The sequence below is a fragment of the Micromonospora sp. NPDC048170 genome (assembly GCF_040652795.1).
Taxonomy (GTDB): domain Bacteria; phylum Actinomycetota; class Actinomycetes; order Mycobacteriales; family Micromonosporaceae; genus Micromonospora.
Genome location: NZ_JBEZMR010000002.1, coordinates 546474 through 573175, shown reverse-complemented (window position 1 = coordinate 573175; position 26702 = coordinate 546474). Strand labels below are relative to the sequence as shown.

Annotated in this window: 27 protein-coding genes; 11 read left to right on the top strand and 16 right to left on the bottom strand. The window is 73.8% G+C overall.

Annotated features, from left to right (window positions below):
* On the bottom strand, positions 1-1865 hold a 1865-nt coding region (locus tag AB0D32_RS06200; RefSeq protein ID WP_357085489.1), incomplete at its 3' end, for a HAMP domain-containing protein.
* Positions 1866-2173: 308 nt separating this feature from the next.
* Here AB0D32_RS06200 and AB0D32_RS06195 point away from each other — a divergent pair.
* Complete coding sequence (locus tag AB0D32_RS06195) at positions 2174-4261, top strand: SpoIIE family protein phosphatase (protein WP_357085487.1); 2088 nt, start codon at positions 2174-2176, stop codon at positions 4259-4261.
* A 74-nt stretch (positions 4262-4335) separates the two neighbouring features.
* Here the strand turns inward: AB0D32_RS06195 and AB0D32_RS06190 are convergent, their stop codons facing one another.
* Positions 4336-5685: an FAD-binding oxidoreductase gene (locus AB0D32_RS06190; RefSeq protein WP_357085485.1), complete on the bottom strand. Its 1350-nt coding sequence runs from the start codon at positions 5683-5685 to the stop codon at positions 4336-4338.
* A gap of 89 nt (positions 5686-5774) precedes the next feature.
* Here AB0D32_RS06190 and AB0D32_RS06185 point away from each other — a divergent pair, with 89 nt between their 5' ends.
* On the top strand, positions 5775-7871 hold the full coding sequence (locus AB0D32_RS06185; protein ID WP_357085483.1) for a S9 family peptidase: 2097 nt from the start codon (positions 5775-5777) through the stop codon (positions 7869-7871).
* Positions 7872-7935: 64 nt separating this feature from the next.
* On the opposite strand, the gene AB0D32_RS06180 is transcribed toward AB0D32_RS06185, so the two are convergent.
* Positions 7936-8880, bottom strand: coding sequence for a threonine/serine dehydratase (locus AB0D32_RS06180; protein ID WP_357085480.1), 945 nt, complete (start codon positions 8878-8880; stop codon positions 7936-7938).
* Between the two features lie 50 nt (positions 8881-8930).
* The gene (locus AB0D32_RS06175) at positions 8931-9368 is read right to left on the bottom strand and encodes a VOC family protein (protein WP_357085478.1); all 438 of its coding nucleotides are present in this window, start codon (positions 9366-9368) and stop codon (positions 8931-8933) included.
* A gap of 109 nt (positions 9369-9477) precedes the next feature.
* On the opposite strand from AB0D32_RS06175, the gene AB0D32_RS06170 reads away from it, so the two are divergent.
* Both AB0D32_RS06170 and AB0D32_RS06165 read left to right on the top strand, forming a co-directional pair.
* On the top strand, positions 9478-10464 hold the full coding sequence (locus AB0D32_RS06170) for a YafY family protein (protein WP_357085476.1): 987 nt from the start codon (positions 9478-9480) through the stop codon (positions 10462-10464).
* On the top strand, positions 10461-10646 hold the full coding sequence (locus AB0D32_RS06165; protein WP_357085700.1) for a hypothetical protein: 186 nt from the start codon (positions 10461-10463) through the stop codon (positions 10644-10646). The genes AB0D32_RS06170 and AB0D32_RS06165 overlap by 4 nt, the downstream gene beginning before the upstream one ends.
* A 57-nt stretch (positions 10647-10703) precedes the next feature.
* Here the strand turns inward: AB0D32_RS06165 and AB0D32_RS06160 are convergent, their stop codons facing one another.
* The 4 genes from AB0D32_RS06160 to AB0D32_RS06145 form a co-directional block, all read right to left on the bottom strand.
* Positions 10704-12227, bottom strand: a complete 1524-nt coding sequence (locus tag AB0D32_RS06160) for an FtsX-like permease family protein (RefSeq protein WP_357085474.1) — start codon at positions 12225-12227, stop codon at positions 10704-10706.
* The gene (locus tag AB0D32_RS06155) at positions 12224-12925 is read right to left on the bottom strand and encodes an ABC transporter ATP-binding protein (RefSeq protein WP_357085472.1); all 702 of its coding nucleotides are present in this window, start codon (positions 12923-12925) and stop codon (positions 12224-12226) included. Before AB0D32_RS06155 ends, AB0D32_RS06160 begins: the two co-directional genes overlap by 4 nt.
* A complete protein-coding gene (locus AB0D32_RS06150; RefSeq protein ID WP_357085470.1) occupies positions 12922-13458 on the bottom strand; it encodes a PadR family transcriptional regulator in 537 nt (178 codons plus the stop codon). Before AB0D32_RS06150 ends, AB0D32_RS06155 begins: the two co-directional genes overlap by 4 nt.
* 84 nt (positions 13459-13542) lie before the next feature.
* Positions 13543-14118, bottom strand: coding sequence for a TIGR03086 family metal-binding protein (locus tag AB0D32_RS06145; RefSeq protein WP_357085468.1), 576 nt, complete (start codon positions 14116-14118; stop codon positions 13543-13545).
* Positions 14119-14200: 82 nt separating this feature from the next.
* On the opposite strand from AB0D32_RS06145, the gene AB0D32_RS06140 reads away from it, so the two are divergent.
* Positions 14201-14989, top strand: coding sequence for an AraC family transcriptional regulator (locus tag AB0D32_RS06140; protein ID WP_357085466.1), 789 nt, complete (start codon positions 14201-14203; stop codon positions 14987-14989).
* A gap of 95 nt (positions 14990-15084) precedes the next feature.
* On the opposite strand, the gene AB0D32_RS06135 is transcribed toward AB0D32_RS06140, so the two are convergent.
* The 6 genes from AB0D32_RS06135 to AB0D32_RS06110 are packed head-to-tail and all read right to left on the bottom strand — an operon-like array spanning position 15085 to position 20686.
* Positions 15085-16620: a SpoIIE family protein phosphatase gene (locus AB0D32_RS06135; protein ID WP_357085464.1), complete on the bottom strand. Its 1536-nt coding sequence runs from the start codon at positions 16618-16620 to the stop codon at positions 15085-15087.
* A gap of 2 nt (positions 16621-16622) precedes the next feature.
* Entirely contained in the window at positions 16623-17993 is a 1371-nt protein-coding gene (locus tag AB0D32_RS06130; RefSeq protein WP_357085462.1) for a sensor histidine kinase, read from the bottom strand.
* The gene (locus tag AB0D32_RS06125) at positions 17984-19003 is read right to left on the bottom strand and encodes a SpoIIE family protein phosphatase (RefSeq protein ID WP_357085460.1); all 1020 of its coding nucleotides are present in this window, start codon (positions 19001-19003) and stop codon (positions 17984-17986) included. The genes AB0D32_RS06130 and AB0D32_RS06125 overlap by 10 nt, the downstream gene beginning before the upstream one ends.
* Entirely contained in the window at positions 19000-19419 is a 420-nt protein-coding gene (locus AB0D32_RS06120) for an ATP-binding protein (protein ID WP_357085458.1), read from the bottom strand. Before AB0D32_RS06120 ends, AB0D32_RS06125 begins: the two co-directional genes overlap by 4 nt.
* Entirely contained in the window at positions 19416-19829 is a 414-nt protein-coding gene (locus AB0D32_RS06115; RefSeq protein ID WP_357085456.1) for an STAS domain-containing protein, read from the bottom strand. The genes AB0D32_RS06120 and AB0D32_RS06115 overlap by 4 nt, the downstream gene beginning before the upstream one ends.
* Complete coding sequence (locus AB0D32_RS06110; RefSeq protein ID WP_357085453.1) at positions 19829-20686, bottom strand: STAS domain-containing protein; 858 nt, start codon at positions 20684-20686, stop codon at positions 19829-19831. The genes AB0D32_RS06115 and AB0D32_RS06110 overlap by 1 nt, the downstream gene beginning before the upstream one ends.
* Before the next feature lie 161 nt (positions 20687-20847).
* Here AB0D32_RS06110 and AB0D32_RS06105 point away from each other — a divergent pair, with 161 nt between their 5' ends.
* Positions 20848-21204: an STAS domain-containing protein gene (locus AB0D32_RS06105; protein ID WP_091624489.1), complete on the top strand. Its 357-nt coding sequence runs from the start codon at positions 20848-20850 to the stop codon at positions 21202-21204.
* A gap of 10 nt (positions 21205-21214) precedes the next feature.
* Here AB0D32_RS06105 and AB0D32_RS06100 read toward each other — a convergent pair whose 3' ends face one another.
* The gene (locus tag AB0D32_RS06100) at positions 21215-22369 is read right to left on the bottom strand and encodes an MFS transporter (protein WP_357085692.1); all 1155 of its coding nucleotides are present in this window, start codon (positions 22367-22369) and stop codon (positions 21215-21217) included.
* Positions 22370-22578: 209 nt separating this feature from the next.
* On the opposite strand from AB0D32_RS06100, the gene AB0D32_RS06095 reads away from it, so the two are divergent.
* From AB0D32_RS06095 to AB0D32_RS06080, 4 genes are all read left to right on the top strand, one after another.
* A complete protein-coding gene (locus AB0D32_RS06095; RefSeq protein WP_357085450.1) occupies positions 22579-23262 on the top strand; it encodes an FCD domain-containing protein in 684 nt (227 codons plus the stop codon).
* Between the two features lie 39 nt (positions 23263-23301).
* Positions 23302-23775: a large conductance mechanosensitive channel protein MscL gene (mscL, locus tag AB0D32_RS06090; RefSeq protein ID WP_357085448.1), complete on the top strand. Its 474-nt coding sequence runs from the start codon at positions 23302-23304 to the stop codon at positions 23773-23775.
* Between the two features lie 81 nt (positions 23776-23856).
* Positions 23857-24105 carry a hypothetical protein gene (locus tag AB0D32_RS06085; RefSeq protein ID WP_357085446.1) on the top strand — a complete coding sequence of 83 codons (249 nt, stop codon included), beginning with the start codon at positions 23857-23859 and terminating at the stop codon, positions 24103-24105.
* 61 nt (positions 24106-24166) lie between these two features.
* Positions 24167-24541: a hypothetical protein gene (locus AB0D32_RS06080; RefSeq protein WP_357085444.1), complete on the top strand. Its 375-nt coding sequence runs from the start codon at positions 24167-24169 to the stop codon at positions 24539-24541.
* 108 nt (positions 24542-24649) lie between these two features.
* On the opposite strand, the gene AB0D32_RS06075 is transcribed toward AB0D32_RS06080, so the two are convergent.
* Entirely contained in the window at positions 24650-25990 is a 1341-nt protein-coding gene (locus tag AB0D32_RS06075; protein WP_357085442.1) for a benzoate/H(+) symporter BenE family transporter, read from the bottom strand.
* A 55-nt stretch (positions 25991-26045) separates the two neighbouring features.
* On the opposite strand from AB0D32_RS06075, the gene AB0D32_RS06070 reads away from it, so the two are divergent.
* Positions 26046-26606: an XRE family transcriptional regulator gene (locus AB0D32_RS06070; protein ID WP_357085440.1), complete on the top strand. Its 561-nt coding sequence runs from the start codon at positions 26046-26048 to the stop codon at positions 26604-26606.
* The last annotated feature ends 96 nt before the right edge of the window (positions 26607-26702 follow it).

The following is a 26702-nucleotide window of genomic DNA, read 5'->3' as shown; positions in this document are numbered from 1 at the left end:
GCGAACGACGACAACTGGTCCACCATCGTGTTCACCGTCGACTTCAGCTCCAGGATCTCGCCCCGGGCATCCACGGTGATCTTCTGCGACAGGTCGCCCTTCGCCACGGCGGTGGAGACCTGGGCGATGTTGCGCACCTGGGCGGTCAGGTTCGACGCCATCGAGTTCACGTTGTCGGTCAAATCCCGCCACGTGCCGGCAACGCCCTTGACCTGGGCCTGACCGCCGAGCTTGCCCTCCGTGCCCACCTCGCGCGCGACGCGCGTCACCTCGTCGGCGAACGACGACAACTGGTCCACCATCGTGTTCACCGTCGACTTCAGCTCCAGGATCTCGCCCCGGGCATCCACGGTGATCTTCTGCGACAGGTCACCCTTCGCCACTGCCGTCGTCACCGAGGCGATGTTGCGCACCTGCGACGTCAGGTTCGACGCCATCGAGTTCACGTTGTCGGTCAGATCCCGCCACGTACCCGAAACGCCCTTCACCTGGGCCTGACCACCCAGCTTGCCCTCCGTGCCCACCTCGCGGGCCACCCGGGTCACCTCGTCGGCGAACGACGACAACTGGTCCACCATCGTGTTGACGGTGTTCTTCAGCTCCAGGATCTCGCCCTGGGCGTCGACCGTGATCTTCTGCGACAGGTCACCCTTCGCCACCGCGGTGGAGACCTGGGAGATGTTGCGGACCTGGCTGGTCAGGTTGCCGGCGAGCTGGTTGACGTTCTCGGTCAGGTCGCGCCAGGTGCCCGAGACGCCACGGACCTGGGCCTGACCGCCGAGCTTGCCCTCGATGCCCACCTCACGCGCGACGCGCGTCACCTCGTCGGCGAACGACGACAACTGGTCCACCATCGTGTTGACGGTGTCCTTCAGCTCCAGGATCTCGCCCTGCGCCGCCACGGTGATCTTCTGCGACAGGTCGCCCCGGGCCACCGCCGTGGAGACCTGGGCGATGTTGCGCACCTGGGCGGTCAGGTTCGACGCCATCGAGTTGACGCTGTCGGTCAGGTCCTTCCAGGTGCCGGCCACGTTCGGCACGTCGGCCTGCCCGCCGAGCTTGCCCTCCGTGCCCACCTCGCGGGCCACCCGGGTCACCTGCTCGGCGAAGAGCCGCAGGGTGTCGGTGAGGTAGTTCATCGTGTCGGCCAGCTCGGCGACCTCGCCACGCGCGCTGACCGTGATCTTCTGCGACAGGTCGCCCTTGGCCACCGCCGTCGCCACCTGCGAGATCGACCGCACCTGGCCGGTCAGGTTCGACGCCATGGTGTTCACCGAGTCGGTGAGGTCCTTCCAGGTGCCGGCGACGCCGCGTACGTCTGCCTGGCCGCCCAGCTTGCCCTCGGTGCCCACCTCCCGGGCCACCCGGGTCACCTCGTTCGAGAAGGACGAGAGCTGGTCGACCATCGTGTTGACCGTGCGGCCGATCCGCAGGTATTCACCGCGCAGCGGCCGGCCGTCGATCTCCAGGGCCATGTGCTGGGAGAGGTCGCCGTCGGCGACCGCGACGATGACCCGGGCGATCTCGGTGGTCGGCCGGCCCAGGTCGTCGATCAGCGAGTTGACCGCGCGCTGACCCTCGGCCCAGGAGCCGTCCAGGCCCTCGTCGTCGAGGCGTTCGGTGAGCCGCCCGTCCCGGCCGACGATCCGGCTGATCCGTCGCAGGTCGAGGTACTGCCGCTCCTGGAGCGACACGACCTCGTTGAAGGCGTCGGCGACCTCACCGGCTTGGCCCGCCCGGCGGGGCAGCCGCACCTTCAGGTCGCCCCGACGGACCCGTCGCAGCGCCTCGGTCAGCTCGCCGAGGAGTGCCTCGTGGTCGGGCGCGGACGGATCCACGGTCGCCGACTGTTTCGTGGTCATCATTCCTCGCTCAGCTCGGGGCCACCGGCTCCTGCCGACGCCGGCCATCCCACCATTGTGCCCGTGGTCCCGTCCGCGCCACGCCCACGCGCCCGGGTCGCGGCGCCTGGCTCCACCATGCCCCGCCGCCGCCAGGCCCGGCCGAACGGGGGGCCGGCGGGCGGAAGGCAGCGGGCGAGGACAGGCGAAAAAGACGAAAGAACGGCGCTTGATCCGGTTTGTTCGGTTCCGGCGCGTCGTCAACGCGCCCGCGAGCCGCCCGTACGGGCATCGGCTTGGCACCCGCGCGGGCGGCGGTGGAGGATACGGGGGTGTCAGCGGAGGCGGGGCCCGCGTCGACCGGGGGCCGAGACGAGCACGTCCGGCGCGTCAGGCTCCCCGCAGACCGGCGTACGCCCGCCGCGGCGCGGGCCCTCGTGCGCTCCGTGCTCACCGAGGCCCACCTGGACGAACTGGCCAACGAGGCCATGCTGCTCACCACCGAGCTCTCCACCAACGCGGTGGAGCACGCCCGCACCGAACTGGACATCGAGGTGGTCGCCGACCCGGTCGGGCTCACCGTCACCGTGTCCGATTTCGCGGTCGGCCCGGTCGAGGAGCTGACCGTCGGGGTCCGCAACGACACCACCGACATCGACGAGGTCTCCGAGCGCGGCCGGGGGCTGCTGCTGGTCGATCACTTCGCCAGTCGCTGGGGCACCACCTACCTGCCCACCGGCAAGGGCGTCTGGTTCCAGCTGGACCGGTCGGGGCAGGGCCCGGGCGACGATCAGGCCGTGGCCACCCGGTCGGTGGTGCCCGTGGCGGCGACCGGGGGCGGCGCGTCGGCGACCCGGGAGAGTTCCGCGCCGAGCGCCGGGGCGATGAGCGAGCTGATGCAGACCACCCCCGACCCGTACGCCGAGGATCCGCTGCCCGACTTCGCGACCAGCCTGCTCAGCCGGGTGGCGGAGATGGTCGGCGCGGCCGGCGGAGTCGTCCGGCTGGACCGGGGGGACGGACAGGGCACCCAGGCGCTGGCCCGGTACGGCCGCCAGCCCCGGCCCGGCAACGAACTGCTCCGGGTGCCGCTGGCCGTGCACCGGCCGTACGCCGGCGAGTTGGAGCTGGACGCGGCCCCGTCCGCGTACGCGCGACCGCTGGCCGTGCTGATGGCCGAGCGGCTCTCGCTGCACCTCGAGAACGACCGGCTACGCCGGGCCGACGTCCGCCGGCAGGCCTGGCTGACGTTCCTCGCCGAGGCCAGCGAACTGCTCGCACAGTCGCTGGACGTCGAGTTGACCATGGCGCTGATCCCGCAGCTCGTGGTGCCCCGGCTCGGGCAGTGGTGCGCGGTGCACACGACCGACGAGTGGGGCCGGTTGCGCCTCGCGGCGGCCAGCCACGCCGACGAGTCGGTGCTGCCCCAGCTGCACCAGGTGCTGGAGGAGACCGGCCCGGACTCGGTCCAGGCCCGGCTGCGCGAGGCGTCCCGCAACGGCGCCCAGATGCCACTCGGCGCGCCGATGGAGGGCTTCGCCGTGCCGCTGATCGCCCGGGGACAGCGGCTGGGCACGCTGGCCGTCGGCCGGCACCAGCGGCACCGGCACGACCCGGACGAGGTCGCCGTGCTGGAGGACGTCGCCCGGCGGGCGGCGCTGGCGATCGAGAACGCCCGGATCCACGCCGAGCGCCGCCGGATCGCGCACACCCTCCAGCAGTCCCTGCTGCCGCCGGTGCTGCCCGTGGTCGAGGGCATCGGTTTCGCCGCCGAGTACGTCCCGACCGGCGGCGACGTCGACGTCGGCGGCGACTTCTACGACGTGGTGCCGCTGCCGGACGGGCGCTGGCTGGTGGTGATCGGCGACGTCTCGGGCAAGGGGGTGCAGGCGGCGACGGTCACCGGCCTGGTCCGCGACGTCATCCGGGTGCTGGTGGGCGACGGCAAGCCGCTGCCGGAGGCGCTGGCCCGGGTCAACGAGACCCTGTTCGAGCGGGGCGGGGGGCGGTACTGCACGCTGGCCCTGGCGGCGGTCGGGCCCGGCGACGGCAACCGGCTCGACGTCTCCCTGCATCTCGCCGGCCACGACCGGCCGGTCCTGCTGCCAGCCCGTGGCGGGGCGCGTTTCGTCGGCACCGGGGGCACCGCGCTCGGCCTGCTCGACGCGATCGCCACCCCCACGGCGGAGGTGCCGCTCGCCCCGGGCGACTCGCTGGTCTTCTACACCGACGGGGTCACCGAGCGGCGGCGCGGCCGGGAACTGTTCGGCACCGACCGGCTGCGCGCCGCCGCCGCCCCACTGGCCGGTTACCCGGCCGACGTGATCGCGGCGCGGCTGCGCTCGACGGCGATCGGCTTCTCGGCCGAGGCACCCCGCGACGACATCGCCATCCTGGTGCTCCGCAACGACGCCGGCTGAGCCCTGGCGGCGGAACCGGCGGGGCCGCGGCACGGTGTGACGCCCGGGTCGCGGCAGCGGCGACGCCCGGTTGCTCAGAGGCCGCCCGGCAGGCGGCCCGGGGCGAGGCGGTGGTGTGGGTCGAGGTGCTCCTTGGCCGCGCGCAACCGGGCCAGCCCGGCCAGCTCGCCCCACAGGTCGACGGCCCGGCGGACGGCTGCCGGCGCGGAGAGCACCACGCACCGGCCCCGCCGGGCGAGGAGCACGCCGCGGACGGCGGCCAGGATGGACGCCACCCGGTCGGGTGGCATGGCCCCGGGCAGGGCCGCGTGCACCACGCCGAGACCGGCGGAGCCACGCACCGGGACGGGGCCACCGGCGGCGTCGCGCAGCGCGTAGACGGCGGCGTGCAGGTCGGCGATCGGCACCTCGATCCGCAGCGCCGTGTCGCCCGGGCCGAACGGGTAGCGCCGCCACCACTCCGGCGCGGCGGGGCTGGCGGTCGCACCGGCGCCGAGAAGCGCGACGAGTCGCTCGGCACGCTCGACGACGTCGGCGGGGCCGCCCTCCAGCAGCACCACCAGCCGCCCGGCGCCGGCCGGGCCGGCGATGGCGCGCCCCGTCATGGACGGGTGACGCGCCATCGCGGCGGCCCGGCTGCCCTGGCGCGGCCGGGGTCCCGCGCCGGCCGGCAGGTCAAGCTCGACCGCTGCCGGGTCGAGGCGGGCGGCGAGCACGGTGCGAATCAGGTCGTGCACCTCCAGCGGGGTCCAGACCGGTCGGCTGACCCAGACCCGGCCGGCCGGGACGGCCTGCACCCGCAGGGTCGCCGAGACCAGCACACCGAGCGCCCCCTGGGAGCCGCAGAGCAGCCGGGCCAGCTCCAGCCCGGCGGCGCCTCCCCCGGCCTCGGCGAGCTCGCCGTCGGCGTCGAGGTAACGCACCCGGACGAGCTGGTCGCAGGGGCTGCCGTGGCGGTGCCGCAGCGGCCCGGCCTCCTCGGCGGCGAGCACCCCGCCGAGGGTGGCGCCGGGCGAGGGGGCGTCGAGTGCCAGACGCTGCCCGGTGCGGTCGAGAGTGGCCTGCACCGCGCGCAGCGGGGTGCCCGCGCCGACCTCGGTGGTGGGCGCGCCGACCGGCTCGTGCCCGATGCCGGCGAGCCTGCCGGTGTCGAGCATGATGTCGACCCGGTCGGGGGCGGCACCCCAGTCGATCTTCGTGCCGGCGCCGCGCGGCACCACCGTCAGATCGTGCCGGGCGGCGAGCCGCAGCACCTCGGCCGCGGCGTGCGGGCCGCCCGGGACGGCGACCCAGCGGGCCGGGCGACCGGCCACCTCGTCGGCGGGACCGGCGAAGCGGGCGAACGGCGGACCGCAGATCTCCGTCAACCGCCGGGTGATGTCGAGGGCTCCTGGCCGGTCGGTGGAACTCGCTGCAGCCGCCATGCCGGCCATCGTACACATGTTCGAACGATCTGCGGCGGGTCGCCGACGAGGCCGCGCGGCGGAGGGTACGCGGCCGGTAACGTGGCGCCGTGACCACCGAGACCCCCGTGCCCACGGCGAAGCGGGTGCCCAGCGAGCGCACCCACCACGGCGACACCGTCGTCGACGAGTACGCCTGGCTCACCGTCAAGGACGACCCCGAGACGATCGCCTACCTGACCGCCGAGAACGCCCACACCGAGGCCCGGACGGCGCACCTCGAAGGGCTGCGCGCCGACCTGTTCGAGGAGATCCGCCGGCGCACCCAGGAGACCGACCTGTCGGTGCCCAGCCGCAAGGGTGGCTACTGGTACTACACCCGGACGGTCGAGGGCCAGCAGTACGGCGTGCTGTGCCGCCGGGCGGTCCGCGACGGCGAGACCGAGCCGCCGGTCAGCGCCGACGGTGCGCCGCTCGACGGCGAGGAGGTGCTGCTCGACGGCAACCTGCTCGCCGAGGGGCACGACTTCTTCGCGCTCGGCGCGTCCGACGTCAGCCCGGACGGGCGGTGGCTGGCCTACTCCACGGACTTCTCCGGCGACGAGCGGTTCACGCTGCGGGTCAAGGACCTCTCCACCGGCGAGCTGCTGCCCGACGAGGTGCCCGACACGTTCTACGGCACCGCCTGGTCCACCGACGCCTCCGTGCTGTTCTACGTCACCGTGGACGAGACGTGGCGCCCCAACCGGGTCTGGCGGCACACGCTGGGCACGCCGTCCGCTGAGGACGTGGTGGTCTACCAGGAGGACGACGAGCGGTTCTGGGTCGGCGTCGAGTTGAGCCGCTCGGAGCGGTTCATCCTCATCGACGCGCACAGCAAGATCACCAGCGAGGTGCTGGTGATCCCGGCCGGCAACCCGACCGGCGTGCCGGCGTCCGTGGCGCCCCGGCGGCAGGGCGTGGAATACACGGTCGAGCACCACGGGCACCGATTCCTGATCCTGCACAACGACGGCGCGGAGGACTTCGCACTGGCGTACACCTCGGCGGACTCGCCCGGCGACTGGGTGCCGCTGATCGAGCACTCGCCCGGCACCCGGCTGGAGGCGGTGGACGCCTTCGCCGACCACCTGGTCGTCTCGCTACGCACCAACGGGCTGACCGGGCTACGGGTGCTGCCCGTCGGCGGCGGCGACGCGTACGACATCGACTTCCCGGAGCCGCTCTACAGCGTCGGGCTGGACAGCAACCCGGAGTACCGCACCGGGCAGATCCGGCTCCGCTACACCTCGCTGGTCACCCCCGACTCGGTCTACGACTACGACCTGGTCACCCGGCAGATGGTGCTGCGCCGGCAGAAGCCGGTGAAGCCCGGGCCGGACGGGCGGGCGTACGACCCGGCCGACTACGAGCAGCACCGCGACTGGGCGCTCGCCGACGACGGGACCCGGGTGCCGATCTCGCTGGTCTGCCGGGCCGGCACGCCGAAGGACGGCTCCGCCCCCTGCGTGATCTACGGCTACGGCTCGTACGAGGCGAGCATGGACCCGTGGTTCTCCATCTCCCGACTGTCCCTGCTGGACCGCGGCGTCATCTTCGCCGTGGCGCACATCCGGGGCGGCGGTGAACTGGGCCGCCGCTGGTACGAACAGGGCAAGCTGCTGGCCAAGAAGAACACGTTCACCGACTTCGTCGCCTGCTCCCGGCACCTGGTCAAGGCGGGCTGGACGACGGGCGACCGGCTCGTCGCCCGGGGCGCGTCGGCCGGCGGGCTGCTGATGGGCGCGGTCGCCAACCTCGCCCCGGACGCGTTCGCCGGGATCGTCGCGCAGGTGCCCTTCGTGGACGCGCTCACCTCGATCCTCGACCCGTCGCTGCCGCTGACCGTCACCGAGTGGGAGGAGTGGGGCAACCCGCTGGCCGACCCGGAGGTCTACGCGTACATGAAGTCCTACACGCCGTACGAGAACGTCCGGGCGGTGGACTACCCGGCGATCCTCGCGGTGACCAGCCTCAACGACACCCGGGTGCTCTACCACGAGCCGGCGAAGTGGGTCGCCCGGCTGCGGGCGGTCGCCCCGCGTGGCGACTTCCTGTTGAAGACCGAGATGGGCGCCGGCCACGGTGGCCCGAGTGGCCGCTACGACTCCTGGCGCGAGGAGGCGTTCGTCAGCGCCTGGATCCTCGACCGCCTCGACCGCGCCTGACCCGGGTGTAAGGAAGGGCACCTTCTCAACGGATTCTGCACAGGAAGGTGCCCTTCCTGACATCTCAGCGGAGCACGCCCGCCAGCACCGCCGGGTCCACGTTGCCGCCGGTGACCACGGCGACCGTACGACCGGACGGCAGCTCGGCGGCGTGGAACAGCCGGGCGGCCACGGCCACCGCGCCGCTCGGCTCCACGACCAGGCGGGCGTCGGCGACCAGCCGCCCCATCGCGGCGCGGATCTCCTCCTCGGTCACCGTGACGATGCGGTCGAGCCGGGCCCGCAGGTGGGCGAGGGTCAGCTCGGACGGCGGCAGGCGCAGCCCGTCGGCCATCGTCCGATAGGTGCGTTCCTCGCCCCACACCACCACCGACCCGGCCGCCAGCGAGTCCCGGGCGTCGGCGGCGAGCTCCGGCTCGACGCCGATCACGGTCGTCGCCGGCCGCAGCGCCTTCACCGCGGTGGCGACGCCGGAGGAGAGCCCGCCGCCGCCCACGGGCACCAGCACCACGTCGACGTCGGGCAGGTCCTCGACGATCTCCAGCCCCACCGTGCCCTGCCCGGCGATGATCCGCCGGTCGTCGAAGGGCGGCACCAGCACCGCGCCCGTCGTGGCGGCGATCCGCTCCGCCTCCGGGCCGCGTCGGGCGGGCGGCACCAGCAGCACCTCCACACCCAGCGCACGGATCCGGTCCACCTTGACCGCCGGGGCGCCCTCCGGCACCACGATCCGGCACGGCACGCCGGCCGCCCGTGCCGCGTACGCCAGGGCAAGGCCGTGGTTGCCCGAGGAGTGGGTGACCACGCCGCGCGCCCGCTCGTCGGGTGTCAGCCGGGCGACGGCGTGGGTGGCGCCGCGCAGTTTGAAGGACCCCACCGGTTGCAGGCTCTCCGGCTTGAGCCACAGCTCCGCGTCCCATCCGGTCCTCAGCAGCGTGGTACGCGACACGGTGCCCGCGATGTCGGCGGCGGCGTTGCGGACGTCGGTGATCGAGACCAGATGATCCATCGGCCCATCCTGCCCGATCCGGGTTCTCCCGGCGGTCCCCGCGACGCCTGTCAGTCGAGGCAGAACTCGTTGCCCTCGGGGTCGGCCATCACGATGTGACCGGCGCCGAGCGGGGGATCGGGCTCGAAGCGCCTGAGCCGGGTGGCGCCGTGGGAGACGAGCCGCTCGGCCTCCGCCTCCAGTGCCGCCATCCGCGCTTCGCCCTCGACCCCGGGGGCGGCTCGCACATCGAGGTGCACGCGGTTCTTGGCCTGCTTCCCCTCCGGCACCCGTTGGAAGAACAACCGCGGCCGGGAGCCCTCCGGATCGACCAGCCCGGAGGCGTCGTTGCGGTTCTCAGGCGGTACGCCCATCGCCTCCAGCGCCTGCTCCCACGACTCGAAGCCGCCGGGTGGGGCCTGCAACTGGTAACCGAGGGCCTCGGCCCAGAACGCCGCCAACCCGGCCGGGTCGGCGCAGTCGAAAGTTATCTGGAGGTCGCGCGCCATCTCAGCTCGCCTCCTGTCGGGCCTGCTGACGAGTGTCTGGTCGGTCATGGCCCCAGCCTCCCGCAGATAGCGGACAGGATCGTTCCGCGATCCGTGAAACGATGGGCGCGTGACCGTGGAGGCAACGACCGAGCGGGTCCTGCGGTTGCTGGCGCTGTTGCAGCGGCGGGCCTCCTGGACGGCCGCCGAGCTGGCCGCCGAGCTGAGGGTCACCGACCGCTCGGTGCGCCGCGACGTGGAGCGGCTGCGTACGCTCGGCTATCCCGTGCACGCGACGGCGGGCGTCGGCGGCGGCTACCAGCTCGGCGCGGGCACCCGGCTGCCGCCGCTGCTCCTCGACGACGAGGAGGCGATCGCGACAGCGGTTTCCCTGCGGCTGGCGTCGGGAGGCACGGTCGCCGGGGCGGGCGAGGCGGCACTGCGGGCGCTCACGAAACTCGACCAGGTGATGCCGGCCCGGCTGCGCGCCGAGGTGCGGGCGGTGCACGGCGCCACCGAGACCCTTGTCGGCCCCGGGGTCGAGATCGACGCGGAGCTGCTGGTGACGCTCGCGCGAGCCTGTCGCGACGCCGTACGGGTGCGGTTCCGGTATGCCGGCCGCGACGGCGGGGAGCGCGAGCGCACGGTCGAGCCGGTGCGGATGGTCACGACCGGCCGCCGCTGGTACCTGATGGCCTGGGACGTCGGCCGCGACGACTGGCGCACCTTCCGGCTGGACCGGATGCGTGAGGTGGCGGCGACCACCTGGCGCTTCCGGGCGCGGGAGCATCCGGACCCGGCCGCCTACGTGCAGCGGTCCGTGGCCGAGGCGCCGTACCGGTATCTCGCCCGGGTGCGGGTGCACGCCCGCCCCGACCAGGTGCGGGAGCTGGTGCCGCCCCAGGTGGGGCGCGTCGAGGACGATCGCGACGGGTGGTGCGTGCTCGTCGTCGGCGGGGACGACCTGGACTGGCTCGCCGGGCACGTGGCCCGACTGGGCTTCGAGGCGGAGGTGCTGGAGCCTCCGGCACTGCGGGAGGCCCTCGTCCGGCTCGCCCACCGCCTCACCGCGATGGCCGGGAATGTCCGGCCCTCGACGCCTAGACTGCCGGGGTGACCGGGGCCGGCGAGGTGGACGACGACGAGCCGGCCGAGGACGTACCGCCGGGGTGGCGGGCGGCGGCGCGCGACCGGCGCGTCTGGGCGATCCTCGCGGTGGTCGCGTTCCTGCTGGTGTGCTGCTGTTCCGCCGCCGCCGGGACGCTGCTCGCGCTCTCGGCCGGCCTGTTCGCCGCCTGAGCCGCCGCGTCGTCGGGCGGCCCGGGGCAGCCCCGGTGGGCCGCATCGCGCGCCAGCTCAGGTTGCCCGCAGTTCCTCCACGGCCGTGCCCGCGCGCAGGAAGAGCAGGCCGACGCCGACCGTCACCAGCACCGCCGCCAGCGCGCCGGCTCCGAGCAGCGCCAACTGCTCCAGGGGTACGTCGGGCGGCACGGTCACCTCCGGCCCCTGGACGATCCGGATGTACCGCTGCCGGGTGGCGGGGTCGGCGCAGAGCTGCTCGGTGGCGTCGCAGACCTCGCTGTGGTATCTGCTGCTCGGCGCCCGGAAGACCCCCCGGGCCAGCAGCAGGCCGACGGTGAGCGCGACGGCCACCGCCGGCACGGCCGGGGCCAACGACTGCCAGGCGACGGACCGGCCGAGCGTGGGTCGGGGCACCCCGGTCGCCACCAGGGCCGCGTACGCCCGCCGCCGGGCGGTGATCCCCTCCACCACCGCGACGACCAACCCACCGGCGGCAACCACCAGCGCCACCGCCACCGCCAGGTCCACCAGGTCCATGGTCTGCAGGTAGAAGTCGCCGCCACCGGCCAGCCCGGAGCCGGTCCGCTGGTGGAGCTCGCCCGCCGCGACGAAGTACTCCCGGAGCCCGGCCGCCCCCGCGCCGAGCAGCACGGCCGCCAGCAGGGTGGCGAAGGTGCGGCTACCCGCCCAGGGGTCGGCCGTCAGCCGGCGGGCGGCGAGCAACGCGGCCGGACCCCGGCCGTAGCGGTGCAGCAACCGGCCGGCGGTCCAGGAGATCCAGCCGGTGCCGACGACCACCCCGACCATCGCGGCCAGCCCGCCGCCGACCAGCAACGCCGGCACCAGCCACGAGGGCGGGTCGGCGTCACGTCGGCCGTACCAGCGGGCGACCGGTTCGACGGCGACGAAGGCAGCGAGCCCGGCGCCGATGAGGACGCCCGCCCAGGGTCGGGGGCCGCGTTTCCGGTGGTGCGTACGCAGCACGCCGAACGGGGTGGCGCTCACCCGGCGCAGCATCAACGCGGTGGCCAGCGCCGCCACGACCGGCAGCCCCGCCAGCACGGCCACCAGCGCGCCCGTCGGGGGCAGTACGTCGGTGGGGAGGGCGAGCCGGCCGTCGGCGTCGGGCCGGTTCCACAGCTCCCGGCCTGCGAAGTAGACCGACGTGCCGGCCAGCGTGCCGAGCAGGCTTGCCAGGCCGGTCTCCAGTACGGCGATCCGGGTCACCTGGCCCGGGGTGGCGCCGGCCAGCCGGAACGCGGCCAGCCGGCGGTCCCGCGCCGGGGCGCCGAGCCGGGCGCACTGCCCGGCCAGCGCCAGCACGGGAATGGTGAGCAGCAGCAGGGCGAAGGCGGTGCCGCCGCGCAGCCCCGGCTCGACGAGCAACTGGTTGGCGTACTGCTGCGACCACCGGTTGCCGTTGTCGGCGGTGGCGGGCGGCGTGGGGATCGCCAGCACGGTGAGCGCGGCCAGGCCGACAAGGGTGGCCAGGGCGGCGCTGAGCGCGGTCAGCGCCACCCGGACGGTGTCGGTGCGGGTGCCGGCCAGGGCGAGGCGGACCAGCGTCGACGGCCTCACCGGCGACCGCCCGGCAGCGAGGTGTCCAGGCCGAGCCCGGTGTGGTCGACCATGCCGTCGCGGAGAATGACCTCCCGGTCGGCGTACGCGGCGATCTGCGGCTCGTGGGTCACCAGCACGACCATGGTGCGCTGCTCGCGGGCGAGCCGGACCAGTTGGGTGAGCACCTGCTCGCCGGTGAGCGTGTCGAGCGCGCCGGTCGGCTCGTCGGCGAACAGCACGCGGGGCTCGGTGACCAGGGCGCGCGCCGTGGCGCAGCGCTGCTGCTGCCCGCCGGACATCTCGCCGGGACGGCTGTCGGCCAGCTCGGCCACCCCGAGCCGCTCCAGCCAGGACAGTGCCGCCGTCCGCGCCTCCCGCCGCCGGGTGCCGGCGAGGAGCAGCGGAAGGGCGACGTTCTCGGCGGCGGTCAGCTCGGCGACGAGCTGGCCGAACTGGAAGAGCACCCCGAACTCGGTGCGCCGCAGCCGGGACCGCGCCGCCTCGGACCAGGTGTCGATCCGGTGCCCGTTCCAGCTCACCTCTCCTGCGTCCGGGCGCAGGATGCCGGCGAGGCAGTGCAGCAGGGTGGACTTGCCGCAGCCGCTCGGGCCGGTGACGGCGACGATCTCGCCCTCGGCGACGTCGAGGGTGATGCCGCGCAGGGCGGGTGTCCGCCCGTAGGCCTTGACCACGCCGCGAGCCTTAAGTTGCGTCACGAGTGCACCTCCCGGTGCCAGTCGGCGACCCGGTCGATGGTGGTCTGCAACCACCGCAGGTCGGCGTCGAGATGGGCGATGGCGAAGTCGGCCGCGACGACGTCGTCGAGGCTGGCCGAGGGTGCCGTCTTCACGGCGGTCAGCTCGCGCAGCCGCTCGGTGTGGGCCTGCCGCTGGGCGACGAGGTAGGCCCGGGCCCGGTCCGCGTCGGCCACCAGCAGCGCCACGGCCACCTTGGCGAAGAGCGTGCTGGCGACGTACGGCATCGGTGGCTCGACCTCGGCGAGCCAGCGTTCCAACGCGGCCCGGCCGTCGCCGGTCAGCGCGTACGCGGTGCGGTCCGGGCCGCCCTCGCGTTCCTGTCCGGCGGGCGCCACCAGGCCGTCCCGCTGCAACCGGCCGAGGGTCGCGTAGACCTGCCCGAACGCCAGTGGCCGGGCTCGGGGCAGGCGCTCGTCGTGTGCGCGTTTGAGTTCGTAGCCGTGCCGGTTGCCGGCGGCGAGCAGCCCGAGCAGGACGTGCGGTGTGGACACCCGGGCAACTATTCACCGGGTGAATAGTGACTGTCAAGGAGGCCCGCGCGGCGGGGCTGCCGCGCGGGCCGGAGGAGAATCCGTTCAGGCGCCCGCGGACCAGCCGGGGTCCCGACCCGTGAGGGCGAGCAGGCGGTCGATCTCCGGAACGTCCGACGACGACGTCCCCACCGGCTCCGCGAAGACGCCCTGTTCCCGGGCCATCGGCCCCATCTGCTCGGTCAGGGCGTACAGCGGGGGCAGCACCTCGGGCGCGGGCCGGTAGGGCTGACCGGTGGCGACAGCCAGGTCCCACGCGTGCACCGTCACGTCGAGCAGCACCATCGTGCCGACCGTCTCCTGCGGCAGTCCCATTCCCGGTGAGACGCCGTCCAGCGCGGCCGGATCCGACCACGCCTCGACGAGTTTCGCGGTCTCCGCCTCGAACCGGTCCCGCCAGCCCTCGGCCAGGTGGTCGGGCTTCTCCGCCCACTCCGGTTGCCGCCGGCCGGCGAGGGCCTGGAAGTTGACCACCACGTCGTAGAGGTGGTTGAGCAGGTCGCGCACCGTGTAGTCGCTGCACGGGGTCGGCAGGTCCAGTTGGTCGTCCGAGATCCCCCGGACCACCGCGACGGCACAGGGTGCCGCTGCTGCCAGCAGATCGCTAGTGTTTGTGGCCATAGGACAAGCGTACGAGGATGGTCTTGAAGAAATGCGACACCAGCCGCGCCGCGACAGTCGAGGCATCCTCGACCCTCAGCGCTTGCTGCGGCAGGTCCGGTTCCGCCGACGTCTGCCGGCCCCCGCGCTACGGTCCTACGTGGAGCACTACTGGCTCATCGACTGGGAGCTGACCGAGCCGTTCGCGCAACGGGTGGTGCCGCACCCCGCCGTGAACGTGGTCTTCACCCGGTTCGGCGACGCCCCGGAGACCGCCGAGATCGCCGGCGTCGGGCAGCGGCTGTTCTCGATCACGCTGGCCGGCAGCGGCCGGGTCTGCGGGGTCCAGTTCCGCCCGGGCGGCTTCCGGCCGTTCTGGCGCCGGCCGGTCGCCGAGCTGACCGGCCAGCGCCGGCCGCTCCCCATCGGGCCGTCCGCTGCCGACCCGGCCGGGCCCGCCCCCGTCGGAGCGTCCGGCGTCGTCGGCGGCGGCCCGGTCTGCGGGGGTACGGACGACGAGCGCTGCGCCGCACTGGACGCCTTCCTCACCGCCTGGGCGCCCGAGCCGGACCCCGTCGCCGACGAGGTGATCGCGCTGGTGCAGGAGATCCGCGGCGACCGGAGCACCCTGCGGGTCGACGACTTCGCCCGACGCCACGGCAGTTCCGTACGCCGGCTGCAACGGCTCTTCCTGGAGTACGTCGGCGTCGGCCCCAAGTGGGTCATCCGGCGGTACCGCCTCCAGGAGGCGATCGAGCAGGCCGCCGACGGGCCGCAGGACTGGGCGTCGCTCGCCTCCGACCTGGGCTACAGCGACCAGGCCCACCTGATCCGGGAGTTCACCGCCGTCACCGGCACATCCCCGGCCGCGTACGTCCGCTCGCTCGGCTGACCCCGCCCCGGCCGCCGAACCTGTCAGGAAGGGCCCCTTCCTGGACAGAATCCGTTGACAGGGTGCCCTTCCTTGCACTGCGGGGCAGGGTGGCGTCAGTGGCGGCGGAGGGCGACCACGGCGACGTCGTCGCCGATCTCCGGCGGGGCCAGCTCGACCAGCAGCCGCTCGCAGAACCGGTCCAGGTCGTCGTCGACCCGGCCGGCGGCCACGGCCAGGGCGGCCAGCCCGTCGTCGATCGTGGCGTCCCGCCGCTCGATGAGGCCGTCGGTGTAGAACACCAGCGTCGCCCCGGCCGGCAGCACGAACTCCAGGTCGGGTGGCCGTTGCGCGCGGATCCCGAGCAGCGGGGCCGAGTGCTGCACGAACTCCACCTTGCCGTCGAGGCTGAGCGCGGGCGGCAGGTGGCCGGCGCTGGCCAGCCGGATGCGACCGGTGGGCGGGTGCAGCAGCAGCACGCAGATCGTGGCCAGCTCGTTGGGCAGCAGGGCGCGCATCAGTTCGTTGACGCGGTTCAGGATCTCGCCCGGCTGGTGCCCCTCCACCGCGTACGCCCGCACGGCGTGCCGCAGCTCGGCCATGACCGTCGCGGCGTGCAGCGAGTGGCCGGCCACGTCGCCGATCGCCAGCAGCAGGTGACCGTCGAGCATCACCAGCTCGTAGAAGTCGCCACCCACCTCGGTCTGTGCGCTCGCCGGCTCGTAGCGGACGGCCAGGTCCAGCCCGTCGATCTCCGGTATCCGGCGCGGCAGCAGGCTGCGCTGGAGGGTGACCGCGATGCGATGCTCCTCGTCGAAGGAGCGCTGTGCCTCCACCGCCGCCGCCACCGCCTGGGCGAGCTGCCGCAGCACGGGGGTGCGGGCGGTCTGCGTGGCGGTGGGTACGACGACGTAGAGCGGCGCGCGGTCCTCACGCAGCCGGGCGGCGGCCACCGTGACCGTGTCCGCCGGCCAGTCGACCAGGTCCCAGGCGGCCGGCTCGTCCACCCGGACCGTCGTCCCCGTCGGCACCCCCGTGTCGTCGACGGTCCACCCGACGGTCGTGGACGTGGCGTCCGGGCCGGCCGAGACCCCGGCGACGCAGTCGCCGTCGAACGTCTCGGCGATCACCGCCGCCGGGCTCTTGAAGATCTCCGCGGCGCCGGCCGCCGCCGCCTCCAGCAGCCGCACGAAGTTCGGGGCGGAATGCACCGCCACAGTGGTGTCGGCCAGTCCGAGCAGCCGTTCGGCGAGCAGTTCCGCGCGCTGCCGGGCCCGGTAGTAGCGCAGCACCGCGTGGGAGGTGGCGACCAGTTCTTCCGGCTCGATCGGCTCGGCCAGGTACGCGTCCGCGCCCCGGGTCAGCCCCTGCGCCCGGTCCACCACGTCCACCGCGTGCGCGGACACGTGGATCACCGGCATCGCCGGGTGGGCGGCCTTGATCCGTTCGCAGACCTCGAACCCGCTCATGTCGGGCAGCCGCACGTCGAGCACCACGAGGTCGAGCGGGTCCACCCCGACCCGGGCCAGGGCCTCGCCGCCGTTCTCCGCCTCCAGCACGGTGAAACCCGCCCGGGAGAGCCAGCTGACCAGGAGGTAGCGCTTGGTGGGACTGTCGTCGACCACCAGCACGGTCGCCGGGCCGCCCTCCACCGTTACGCTCCGCCCACGGGCAGGGTGACCGTGAACGTGCTGCCCCGGCCCGGCTCGCTGGACACCAGCAGGCTGCCGCCGAGCAGGGTCACCAGCCGCCGCGCGTACGGCAGGCCGAGCCCCGTGCCGCCGATCCGGGTCGCGCCGGGCACCTGGTAGAACTCCTCGAAGATCCGCCCGTGAAGTTCCGGGGGAATGCCCGCGCCGGTGTCGGAGACGGTGAGTGACCACTGGTCGTCCCGCCGCTCCGCCCGCAGCCGGACCTCCCCGTGCTCGGTGAACTTGATCCCGTTGTGCAGCAGGTTGCGCAGGACCTGGGCGAGCAGCACCTCGTCGGTACGCAGCGTCGCCGGAGCGGGCGGCTCCTCCACCACCAGCTCGACCCCCGGCCGGGTGGCCAGGGCCCGTAGCGTGCCGCGCAACTGGCCGAACACCGGCCGCAGGTCGATTTCCGCCCAGTCGGGCTCGATCCGGCCCGACTCGGCCTTGGCCAGGTCGAGCAGCTCGTTGACCAGGGTGAGGAGGTCACTCGCCGAGGAACGGATCAGCCCGACCTGGCGGGCCTGCTCGGTGGTGAGCGGGTCGGAGGCGGAGTCGTCCAGCAGCCGGCCCAGCCCGATGATCGCCGTGACGGGTGCCCGCAGCTCGTGGCTGACGTTCGCCAGGAACCGGCTCTTCGACTCGCTCGCCGCCCGGAGCTGGGCGGACTTCTCGTCCAACTCCGCGTAGAGAGCCACCACGCCGCGGTTGGTTTCCTCCAGCTCCTCGGTGAGCTGGTTGTAGAGCGCCATCACGCCACGGTTGGTCTCGGCCAGTTCCTCGTTGAGGACGGCCAGTTCGTCGCGTTGGCTGCGTACCTCGTCGAGGGCCGCGATCAGTTGGGCATTCTGGGCGGCCAACTCGTCCAGGGCGCTGCCCGGGGCGTTCCGGCCGAGCTCGGAGCGCAGCTCGGCGAGACGCTCAGGGGTCAGCGCCGCTGCGGTGACCGGGACACGTCGGGACATCCTCACGACCGTATCCCCCTCCCCGGTCACCACGCCCAACTTGTCCACCAGCCTCGCCACCGCGCCGGACTGCGGCTCGTACCGGTCGTCGGGCAGCGGACGCACCGGGGCGAGGTCCACCCGGAGGTGCCGCCTGCCGTGGACGGCGTCGTCGGCGAGGGCGAACGTCACATCCGCCCCGCCGACGGCGCGCAGCAGGTCCCGGGCGACCTCGCTGAGCGCCGTGGCGATGCGTACCTGGTCCTGATGCTCCAGCCCCACCGCGGCGGCGACCTCACGACCCCGCTGCCGGACGACGAAGATGTCGTGTTCGACCCGCAGCGCCATCTGGAGCAGCGGCGCCGTCCCGGTGGGCCCGGTCACGGGCATGCCCGTACGACCAGGACGCAGGCGTCGTCGCGACGGATGCCGGCGTCACGCAGCAGCGTCGCGGCCACCACCAGGGGCGACCGGTCGACGAGACCGGGACGGTCGGCGAGCTGCCAGCGGTCGACCACGCCGTCGCTGTGCATGACCAGCAGGGCGCCGGGGTCGAGCGGGTAGTCGTACTCCCTGACCACGGGCCGCTGGTGCCCGGCGATGCCGGGCAGCGACACCAGGCCCCGCCGCTTGCCGTCCGCGCCGATCACGACGGCGGAGATGTTGCCCAGCCCCGAGTAGCGCAGCACCCCGGCCGCAAGATCCGGCTCGGCGACCGCCAGCGCCGCGCCCCGGGTGTGTGACATCGAGCGGTGCAGGTGCGCCACGACCGCCGACGGTGGCCCCGCCGGCGCCTTCCGGAACGCGTCGAGCGCGGCGTCGGTGGCGGCGGCGGCGAGCGGGCCGTGCCCCAGGCCGTCGCAGACCATCACCTGCCGTCGGCCGTCGACGACCCGCCAGGCGTAACCGTCGCCGCTTACCGACTCCCCGGCCAGGGGCCGGGTGAGGGCGCCGACCCAGGGCCGCTCGGGTTCGACGTCCCGGTTCGGCCAGATCTGGACGGCGAGGACGGTGCCGTGCTCCGGCCGGGAGTAGCCGTCGAACCAGCTGGCCTGCCGGACGATGGCGCCGAGGCCGATGCCGAGCGTCCCTGCGGTGGAGTGCCCGTCCTGGGAGGAGGCGGTGAGGTCGGCCATCCCCGGCCCGGTGTCGAGGGCGACCAGCTCCACGCCGGCCTCCCCGTCACGCCGCACCGGCCGCAGCAGCAGGACGCCGTCGTCGGCGTGCTTGACCAGGTTGCTGGTCAGCTCGGCGGCGACGATGGCCAGGTCGGCGGTGCGGGCGGCACCCAGGTCGAGCTGGACGCCGAGCCGTTCGGCGGCCCGCCGTACGGTGCTGGCCGCGCTGCCGTTCTCGACCCGGAACCAGACTCCGCGGTCGGAGACCGCGTCGTCGTTCATCGGGACCACTTGGTGACCGTGATCCGGGTTCCCTCACCGGCGGCGGTCTGGATGTCGAACTCGTCGACCAGCCGGCGTGCGCCGCTGAGCCCGAGGCCGAGCCCGCCACCGGTGGTGTAGCCGTCGGTCAGCGCCAGGTCGAGGTCGGCGATGCCCGGGCCGGAGTCGGCGAAGACGATCCGCACGCCCCGCCGCCGGCCGTTGTCCACCGTGTCCACCTCGACCGTGCCGCCGCCGCCGTACACCAGGGTGTTGCGGGCCAGCTCGCTCGCCGCGGTGACCAGCTTGGTCTGGTCGACCAGCGAGAGTTTGACAGCCACCGCGACCGTACGCACCAGCTGCCGGACGCGTACCACGTCCTCGTCGCTGCGGATCGCCTGCGCCTGCGGTTGGCCCAGGTCGACTCCGGCGGTCATGACGACGCCGTCGTCTCGGCGTCCGGTTCGTCGTCGAACGCGAACTCGTCCTCGTCGGCGTGGGCCGCCGCGATCAGCTCCATGCCCCGCTCGACGTTGAGCGCCGTCCGGATGCCGTTGAGCGACAGGCCCAGCTCGACCAGGGTGATGGCGACGGCGGGACGCATCCCGACCACGACCGTCTCCGCGTCGAGCACCTTGGAGATCGAGGCGATGGTCGACAGCATCCGCCCGACGAAGGAGTCGACGATGTCCAGCGCGGTGATGTCGATGATCACGCCGTGGCAGCCGGTGGCGACGATCCGCTCCGCGAGGTCCTCCTGGAGCTGGACCGCCGTCTGGTCGGACATGTCGACCTGGATGGAGACCAGCAGCATGTCGCCGATCTTGAGGATCGGCACCCGCTCCATCAGACCTCCCGGCGGTGGCGGCGGCCGGTGTCGGCCCCGGTGAGCCGGAGCACGTGCCGCAGCGCGTCGGCGAGGCTGGCCTTGGTGGCGATGTCGCCGAACTCGATGCCCAGGGCCACGATGGTCTGCGCGATCTGTGGCCGGATGCCGGAGATGATGCAGTCGGCGCCCATCAGGCGGGCGGCCACCACGGTCTTGAGGATGTGCTGGGCGACCTGGGTGTCCACCGCCGGTACGCCGGTGATGTCGATGATCGCGTAGGGCGAGCTGGTGTCGACCAGGGTCTGGAGCAGTCGCTCCATCACCACCTGGGCCCGGGCCGAGTCGAGGGTGCCGACCAGCGGCACGGCGACCACGCCCTCCCAGAGCTTCACCACCGGCGTGGAGAGCTCCAGCAGTTGCTCCGCCTGGTCGGCGATGAGGCTCTCGCGGGTGCGTACGTAGCTCTCGAAGGTGAACAGACCCATCTGGTCGATCAGCCCGGAGAAGGCGACGTAGTCGCGGAGCGTGTAGGGGCTGTCCTCGGCCTCCATCAGCTCCAGCAGCACGTCCTTGAGGGAGAACACGCTGATGGCGGTCTCGGAGGCGGAGAAGCCCTGCCGGGCGCGGCCCCGGGACAGCTCGGAGAGCACGGCGCGCAGCTCCGCGGCCTGCTCGGCGTCGAGGTCGCCGGCACCCTGATCACTGGCGGTGATCATGCTAGAGTGCAGCTCCTGCACCTGCCGACGCAGCTCTCCCTGACTGAGCCGCCCGCGTAGCGAGCTCGCGATGATCTCCGTCCAGCGCTGCATGATCCGCTCGGCGTGACCAGTCAGCAGACCGGACAGCCGGCTGCTTTCCTCGACGCTCAGCGTCATGGTGAACCCCCTTCGACCTGGACGGCGGACTCTATCACCGGAGGCCACGAAGCTACTTGCCGCATGGCAAGCGAATGAGGATGGCCACCGGAGCCTGCTCCCGTTCTGCATACCACCCCGATCGTGGGATACCGTTTCCCCGATAACAGGAGGTCTGGCGAATGTCCTTGACGGTGCACACGGAACAACGCGGCGACGTCGTCGTCGTGTCGGTCGCGGGCGAGCTGGACATGGCGACCGCACCGCAGTTGCAGGACCAGATCACCGACCTGCTCGACAAGGGCCGCAGCCGGCTCGTCTTCGACCTGGCGAACGTCTCGTTCTGCGACTCCACCGGGCTGTCGGTGTTCGTCCGTGCCAAGAACAGCTGCGACGAGGCTGGCGGCGTGGTGCGCCTGGCCGCCCCGCAGCGGGGCGTGCTGCGCATCCTCGAGGTGAGCGGCCTCGTCGAGGTGCTGCACACCTATCCGACGGTCGACCAGGCCGTGGCCGGCGATCCCACGCCAGCCACCTCCTGACGGTTCCCCCTCACGCCTCGTCCTCGATGTGCCGGGGGCGGGCGATCACCATGCCCGCACCGGTCTGCACCGCGAGGGCCACCATCAGGAACCCGATCGGGACGGTCCAGCCCCCGGTCGTGCCGTAGAGGATGCCCACCAGCAGCGGCCCCAGCGCGGCGATGAGATAGCCGACGCTCTGGCTGAACGCGGAGAGCGCCACCGTCCCCTCGGCGGTTCGGGCGCGTAGCCCGATGGTGGCCAGGACCATCGGGAAGGCGCTCTGCCCGATCGCGAGCAGCACCACCCAGAGCAGCGCCCCGTCGTGCGGCGCGACGGCCATCCCGACGTAGGCGAGGGCCATCGCGGCGGAGAGCGTCAGCACCAGCGGGTGCAGCGTGCGCAGCCGCCCGGCCAGGGTCGGCATCAGCAGCGCGATCGGCACACCCAGCGCCGTCACCCCGGCGAGCAGCAGGCCGGCGTCCTGCGGCCGGTAGCCGGCGTCGCGGAAGAGCTGGGCCAGCCAGCCCATGATCGCGTAGGCGCCCAGCGACTGCGTCCCGAAGTAGACCGCCATCGCCCAGCCGAGCCGGGTCCGCCCCGGCCGGATCCGGGGGGCACGGGCCGCCACCGCCGCCGGGGTCGCCACCCGTCGGGCCGCGCGAGCCCGCAGCGCCAGCGGCACCCACGGGAGTACGGCCACCAGGGCCAGCCCGGCCCAGACGGCGAGCCCCGCCCGCCAGGTGCCGAACAGGTGCGCCACCGGCACCGCCGCCGCGGCGGCCACCGCCGCCCCCACCGTCAACGTCATCGAGTACGCCCCGGTGACCAGCCCGATGCGGTGCGGGAAGTACTGCTTGACCAGTAGCGGCAGCAGGACGTTCGCCACCGCGATCCCGGCCAGCGCGAGGGCGCTGCCGGCGATGAAGACCAGCGCGGAGTCCGTGCCGACGCGGGCGAGTTGACCGGCGGCGAGGATCAGCATCGCCACCACCAGCACCCGGGCCGACGAGTGCCGGCGGACCAGCCGGGGGGTGAGCGCCCCGAAGACGGCGAAGGCCACCGCGGGCAGGGTCGTCACGAAACCCGCCAACGCGCCGGAGAGGGCCAGGCCGCCGCGTACCTCGTCGAGCAGTGCGCCGAGGCTGGTGATGGCGGCCCGCAGGTTGAGCGCGACGAGCAACATGCCGACGAGCACGAGCAGGCCACCGGCGACCGGGCCGGCCGGGGCGGCGGCGGGCGTGCCGTCCGGCCGGGTGTCCGCGTCCGGCGCCGGGTCGGCGGAGGACGACGGGGTGCCGCCGTCGACGGGAGCGGCCGGGGCCGCGGCGGTTGGCGGGGTCATGCGTCCGAACCTACAATCATGGGATGAATTCCAGGCAGGTGATGTAACCAGTGCCACCGCCGGTTGATTCCGCCGTCGCGCCGCCCCGGGGGCACCGGGTGCGGCAGACCATCGCGCAGCTCAGGGAGCGGATCCTCGGGGGCGAGTGGCCGATCGGCGGGCGGATCCCCACCGAGCCACAGCTGGTCGCGGCGCTCGGTGTGGGGCGCAACACGGTCCGCGAGGCAGTACGGGCACTGGTGCACGCCGGGGTCCTGGAGTGCCGGCAGGGCTCCGGGACGTATGTGGTGTCGACCGACGAACTGGCCCCGGTGGTGGCCCGCCGGCTCACCGTCGACCGGATGGCCGAGGTGGTCGAGGTGCGCCGTGCCTTCGAGGTGGAGGCCGCCCGGCTCGCCGCGCTGAGGCGTACGACCGAGGACCTGGCGACCCTGGACGCCGCGCTCGCCGCCCGCGAGGCGGCCTGGCGCGGCGGCCGGATCGACGAGTTCGTGGAGGCCGACGCGACGCTGCACACCGCCGTGGTCGCGGCGGCGCACAACGGCATGCTCGCCGAGCTGTACGCCTCGGTCGGCACGGCGCTGCGCAGCGCGATCACCCAGTCGATGGGTGACGCGCTGGAGCCGGAGCGTTACGTCGACCACTCCCGGCTGGTCGAGGCGATCCGGGCCGGCGACCCGGGCCGGGCGGCGATCGAGGCCGGCGCTTTTCTGGAGCCCCCACCCAGGGCATAGGTTGGGCCGGACGGAAGACCGGATACCTCGGGAGTACGGATGCTCAAGGGCTTCAAAGACTTCATCATGCGCGGGAACGTCGTCGACCTGGCCGTCGGTGTCGTCATCGGCGCCGCGTTCACGGGTGTGGTCACCCAGCTCACCAAGTCGTTCCTGGAACCGTTCGTCCGGGTGCTCATCGCCCTGCTCACCGGCAGTGAGGACGGACTCACCGGCTCGACGCCGAAGTTCCGGGGCATCCCGTTCGACTGGGTGGCGTTCGTCAACGCGCTGATCACCTTCCTGCTCACCGCGGCGGCGCTCTACTTCCTGGTCGTCTACCCGATGAACAAGCTGGCCGAGCGGCGCAAGCGGGGCGAGGAGCCGCCGCCGAAGGCGCCGAGCGAGGAGGTCAAACTGCTCACCGAGATCCGGGACGCCCTGGTCGCCGCCGGCCACACCACCCCCGGGCAGCGGCGCGGCGCGCTCGACGACGCGCTCGGCCGCCGGGAGGAACCGCCCACCTGGCGCTGAACCCGACGCACGCACATCGGCCCCTGCGGGAATCCCGCAGGGGCCGGACCTTTTCGTACGCATGTTCGATAGAGTCCGGCCATGGAGCAGCGGAAGCACTGGTGGAACGGGAAATGGGGCCGGCTGGCCCGGCGCGACGTCTTCCTCCGGGTGGACGCGGACAGGTGGCACGTCGAGCAGCGCGCCGGCGGCTCCGAGGGCGTCTCCCGGTTCTACGAGTACGACACCACGGAGGAGGCCGAGGAGACGGTCCGGGCGCTGCTCCACGGCACCGACACGTGGCGGGAGCTCTCCCCCCGCCCGCCGAGCGCCTGGTCCCCGGAGCGCTGAGGAAGGCCCGACGGCGGGCCCGGGCGGTTTAGCCGGAGCACCGGCCGGGAACCGCGCCAGGATGGAGCAGCAGGGCATCGAGCGACAGGCCACAGTTTCCGGGGTCACCACGGGAATGCGGGTGATCGACGTCGACGGCACGGAGGTCGGCACCGTCGACCTCGTCCAGCGCGGCGACCCGAACGCGGTGACCGTGCAGACGCCGACCGCCGACCCGGGCAGCAGCCTGGACGAGTTGATCGAGTCGACGGCGGTGGAGGAACCGGACGTGCCGGCCGACCTGGCGGCCCGGCTGCTGCACAGCGGCTACCTCAAGGTCTCCACCGATCTCGCCCGCACCGGCGCGGTCTACGTGCTCGCCGAGCAGATCGACGCCGTCACCGACGGCCAGGTACGCCTCGACGTCCCGGCCCGCGACCTGCCTCCCGAGGAATGACACACTCCCACCGCCCCCTGCACGGCACGGCGCCGGCACTCGACGCACACCCGCCGCACGCTGCGGAGCTGATGTCGTAAACGGTTCAGCTCCACAGTGCGCGGACGGTCAGTGGCCGCCGGCCTGGCCACCGCTCGGCGACGAGGCGACCCCGACGGGGTCCACCCCGGGCGAGCCGGAGCCGGCCGGGCCAGGGCCAGGCGAGCCGGAGTCGGAGCCGGGCGGGTCGGACGCGGCCGGAGCCGGGCGTGGCTCGGTCGGGGGTTCGGATGCCGGCTGCGGCGCGGCCGGTCCGGCGGAGCGGGTACGGAAGAGCAGGAGCATCACCCCGCCGGCGACCAGGCCCCAGAACGCGCCACCCACGCCGACCAGGGTCACGCCGGAGGCGGTGACCACGAAGGTGACCACCGCGGCCTCGCGGGCCGCCGGCTCCGCCAGCGCCGAGGTGAGTGCGGTGGCCAGTGCGCCGAGCAGCGCCAGCCCGGCGACCGCCTCGATCAGCACCGGCGGGGCGAGCGCGACCAGCGCGGTGGCCGCCCCGGCGCCCAGTCCCAGCAGGGCCAGCCCGATCCCGGCGGTGACCGAGGCGATCCAGCGACGGTCCGGGTCCGGATGGGCGTCCGGGCCGGCGGCCAGCGCGGCGGTGATCGCGGCGAGGTTCACCGCGTGCCCACCGGCGGGGGCGGCGACCACGGTGGTCAGCCCCGTGGCCCGCAGCGCGGCGCCGAAGGGCGGCCGGTAGCCGTAGCCGACCAGCACCGCCATCCCCGGGACGTTCTGCGCGGCCATGGTGACCAGGAAGAGCGGCAGCGCCAGGCCGATCAGGGCGGAGACGCTCCAGGCCGGGGCGGTCAGCTCGACCGCGGGCAGCAGCCGCGCGCCGCCGAGGCCGGTGACGGGGGTGGTCAGCGCGATCGCCGCCACCGCGACGACCAGCGCGCCCGGCACCGCCCAGCGCCGGGCGAACCGGTGCAGGAGCAGCCAGGCCAGCACCACGGGGACGGCCAGCCGGGGCACCTCGACCAGCGCGCGGACGGGGGCGGTGCAGAGCGGCAGCAGGACCCCGGCGAGCATCGCGCCCGCGATCGGCCGGGGGATCGCCGCGACGGCCCGCCCGAGCGCGGGGAAGAGCCCGGCGGCCACGATCAGCACGCCCGAGACGAGGAACGCCCCGACGGCGACGGGCCACCCGCCGGGCACCGCGCCGGTGGCCACCAGCAGCGCCGCGCCCGGGGTGGACCAGGCGATGCTCATCGGGATGCGGTGCCGCAGGCCCAGCCAGACGGCGGAGGCCCCGGAGGCCACGCATACCGCCAGCAGCCCGGACGCGGCCTGCGCGTCCGAGGCCCCGACGGCCCGCAGGCCGGCCAGCACCACGGTGAACGAACTGGCGAACCCGACCAGCGCGGTGACCACGCCCGCCAGCACCGGTTGCGACCGTCCTGCCATCCCGCCTCCCCGACCCGTTCCGTTTACGGAACAAAACCTGTAGCACCATAGCGGGGTGCCGCAGACGCCACCAGTCCACCATTCGGCCCCCGACCCGGGCGCCGAGGCCGTCGGTCGCCGGGTACGCGCCCTGCGCGAGGAACGGGGGATGTCGCTGTCCACCCTCGCCCGACTCGCCCGGGTGGGGAAGGCGACCCTCTCCGGCCTGGAGAACGGCACCCGGAACCCGACCCTGGAGACGCTCTACGCGATCACCGCGCAGCTCGGCGTACCGCTGACGGCCGTGCTCTCCGGCCCGGCCTCCGGGCCGACCGTCCGGGGCGTCGCGGTCAGCGCCATCCTGCTGGAGGTCTTCGAGGACACCGACGCCACCTACGAGCTGTACCGGATGCTGGTCGCGCCCGGCCCGGAACAGCTCTCCCCCGCACACCAGCGGGGCGTCACCGAGCACATCACCGTCTTCGCGGGTGTGCTGCGCGCCGGCCCGGTCGACGCGCCACTGACCGCCGGCGCCGGCGGTCACCTGCGCTGGACGTCCGACGTGCCGCACGTGTACGCCGCCGTCGGCGACGAGGAGGTCGCCGCCAGCCTCCTGCTCCGCTACCCCCTCCGCTGAACCCCACCGACGGCGGCACCCCAACGGCGGTGCCCCGACGACGGCGCCCGGCGACGGCGCCCCGACAGCGGCACCCGGCGGCGTGGCCCGGCGACC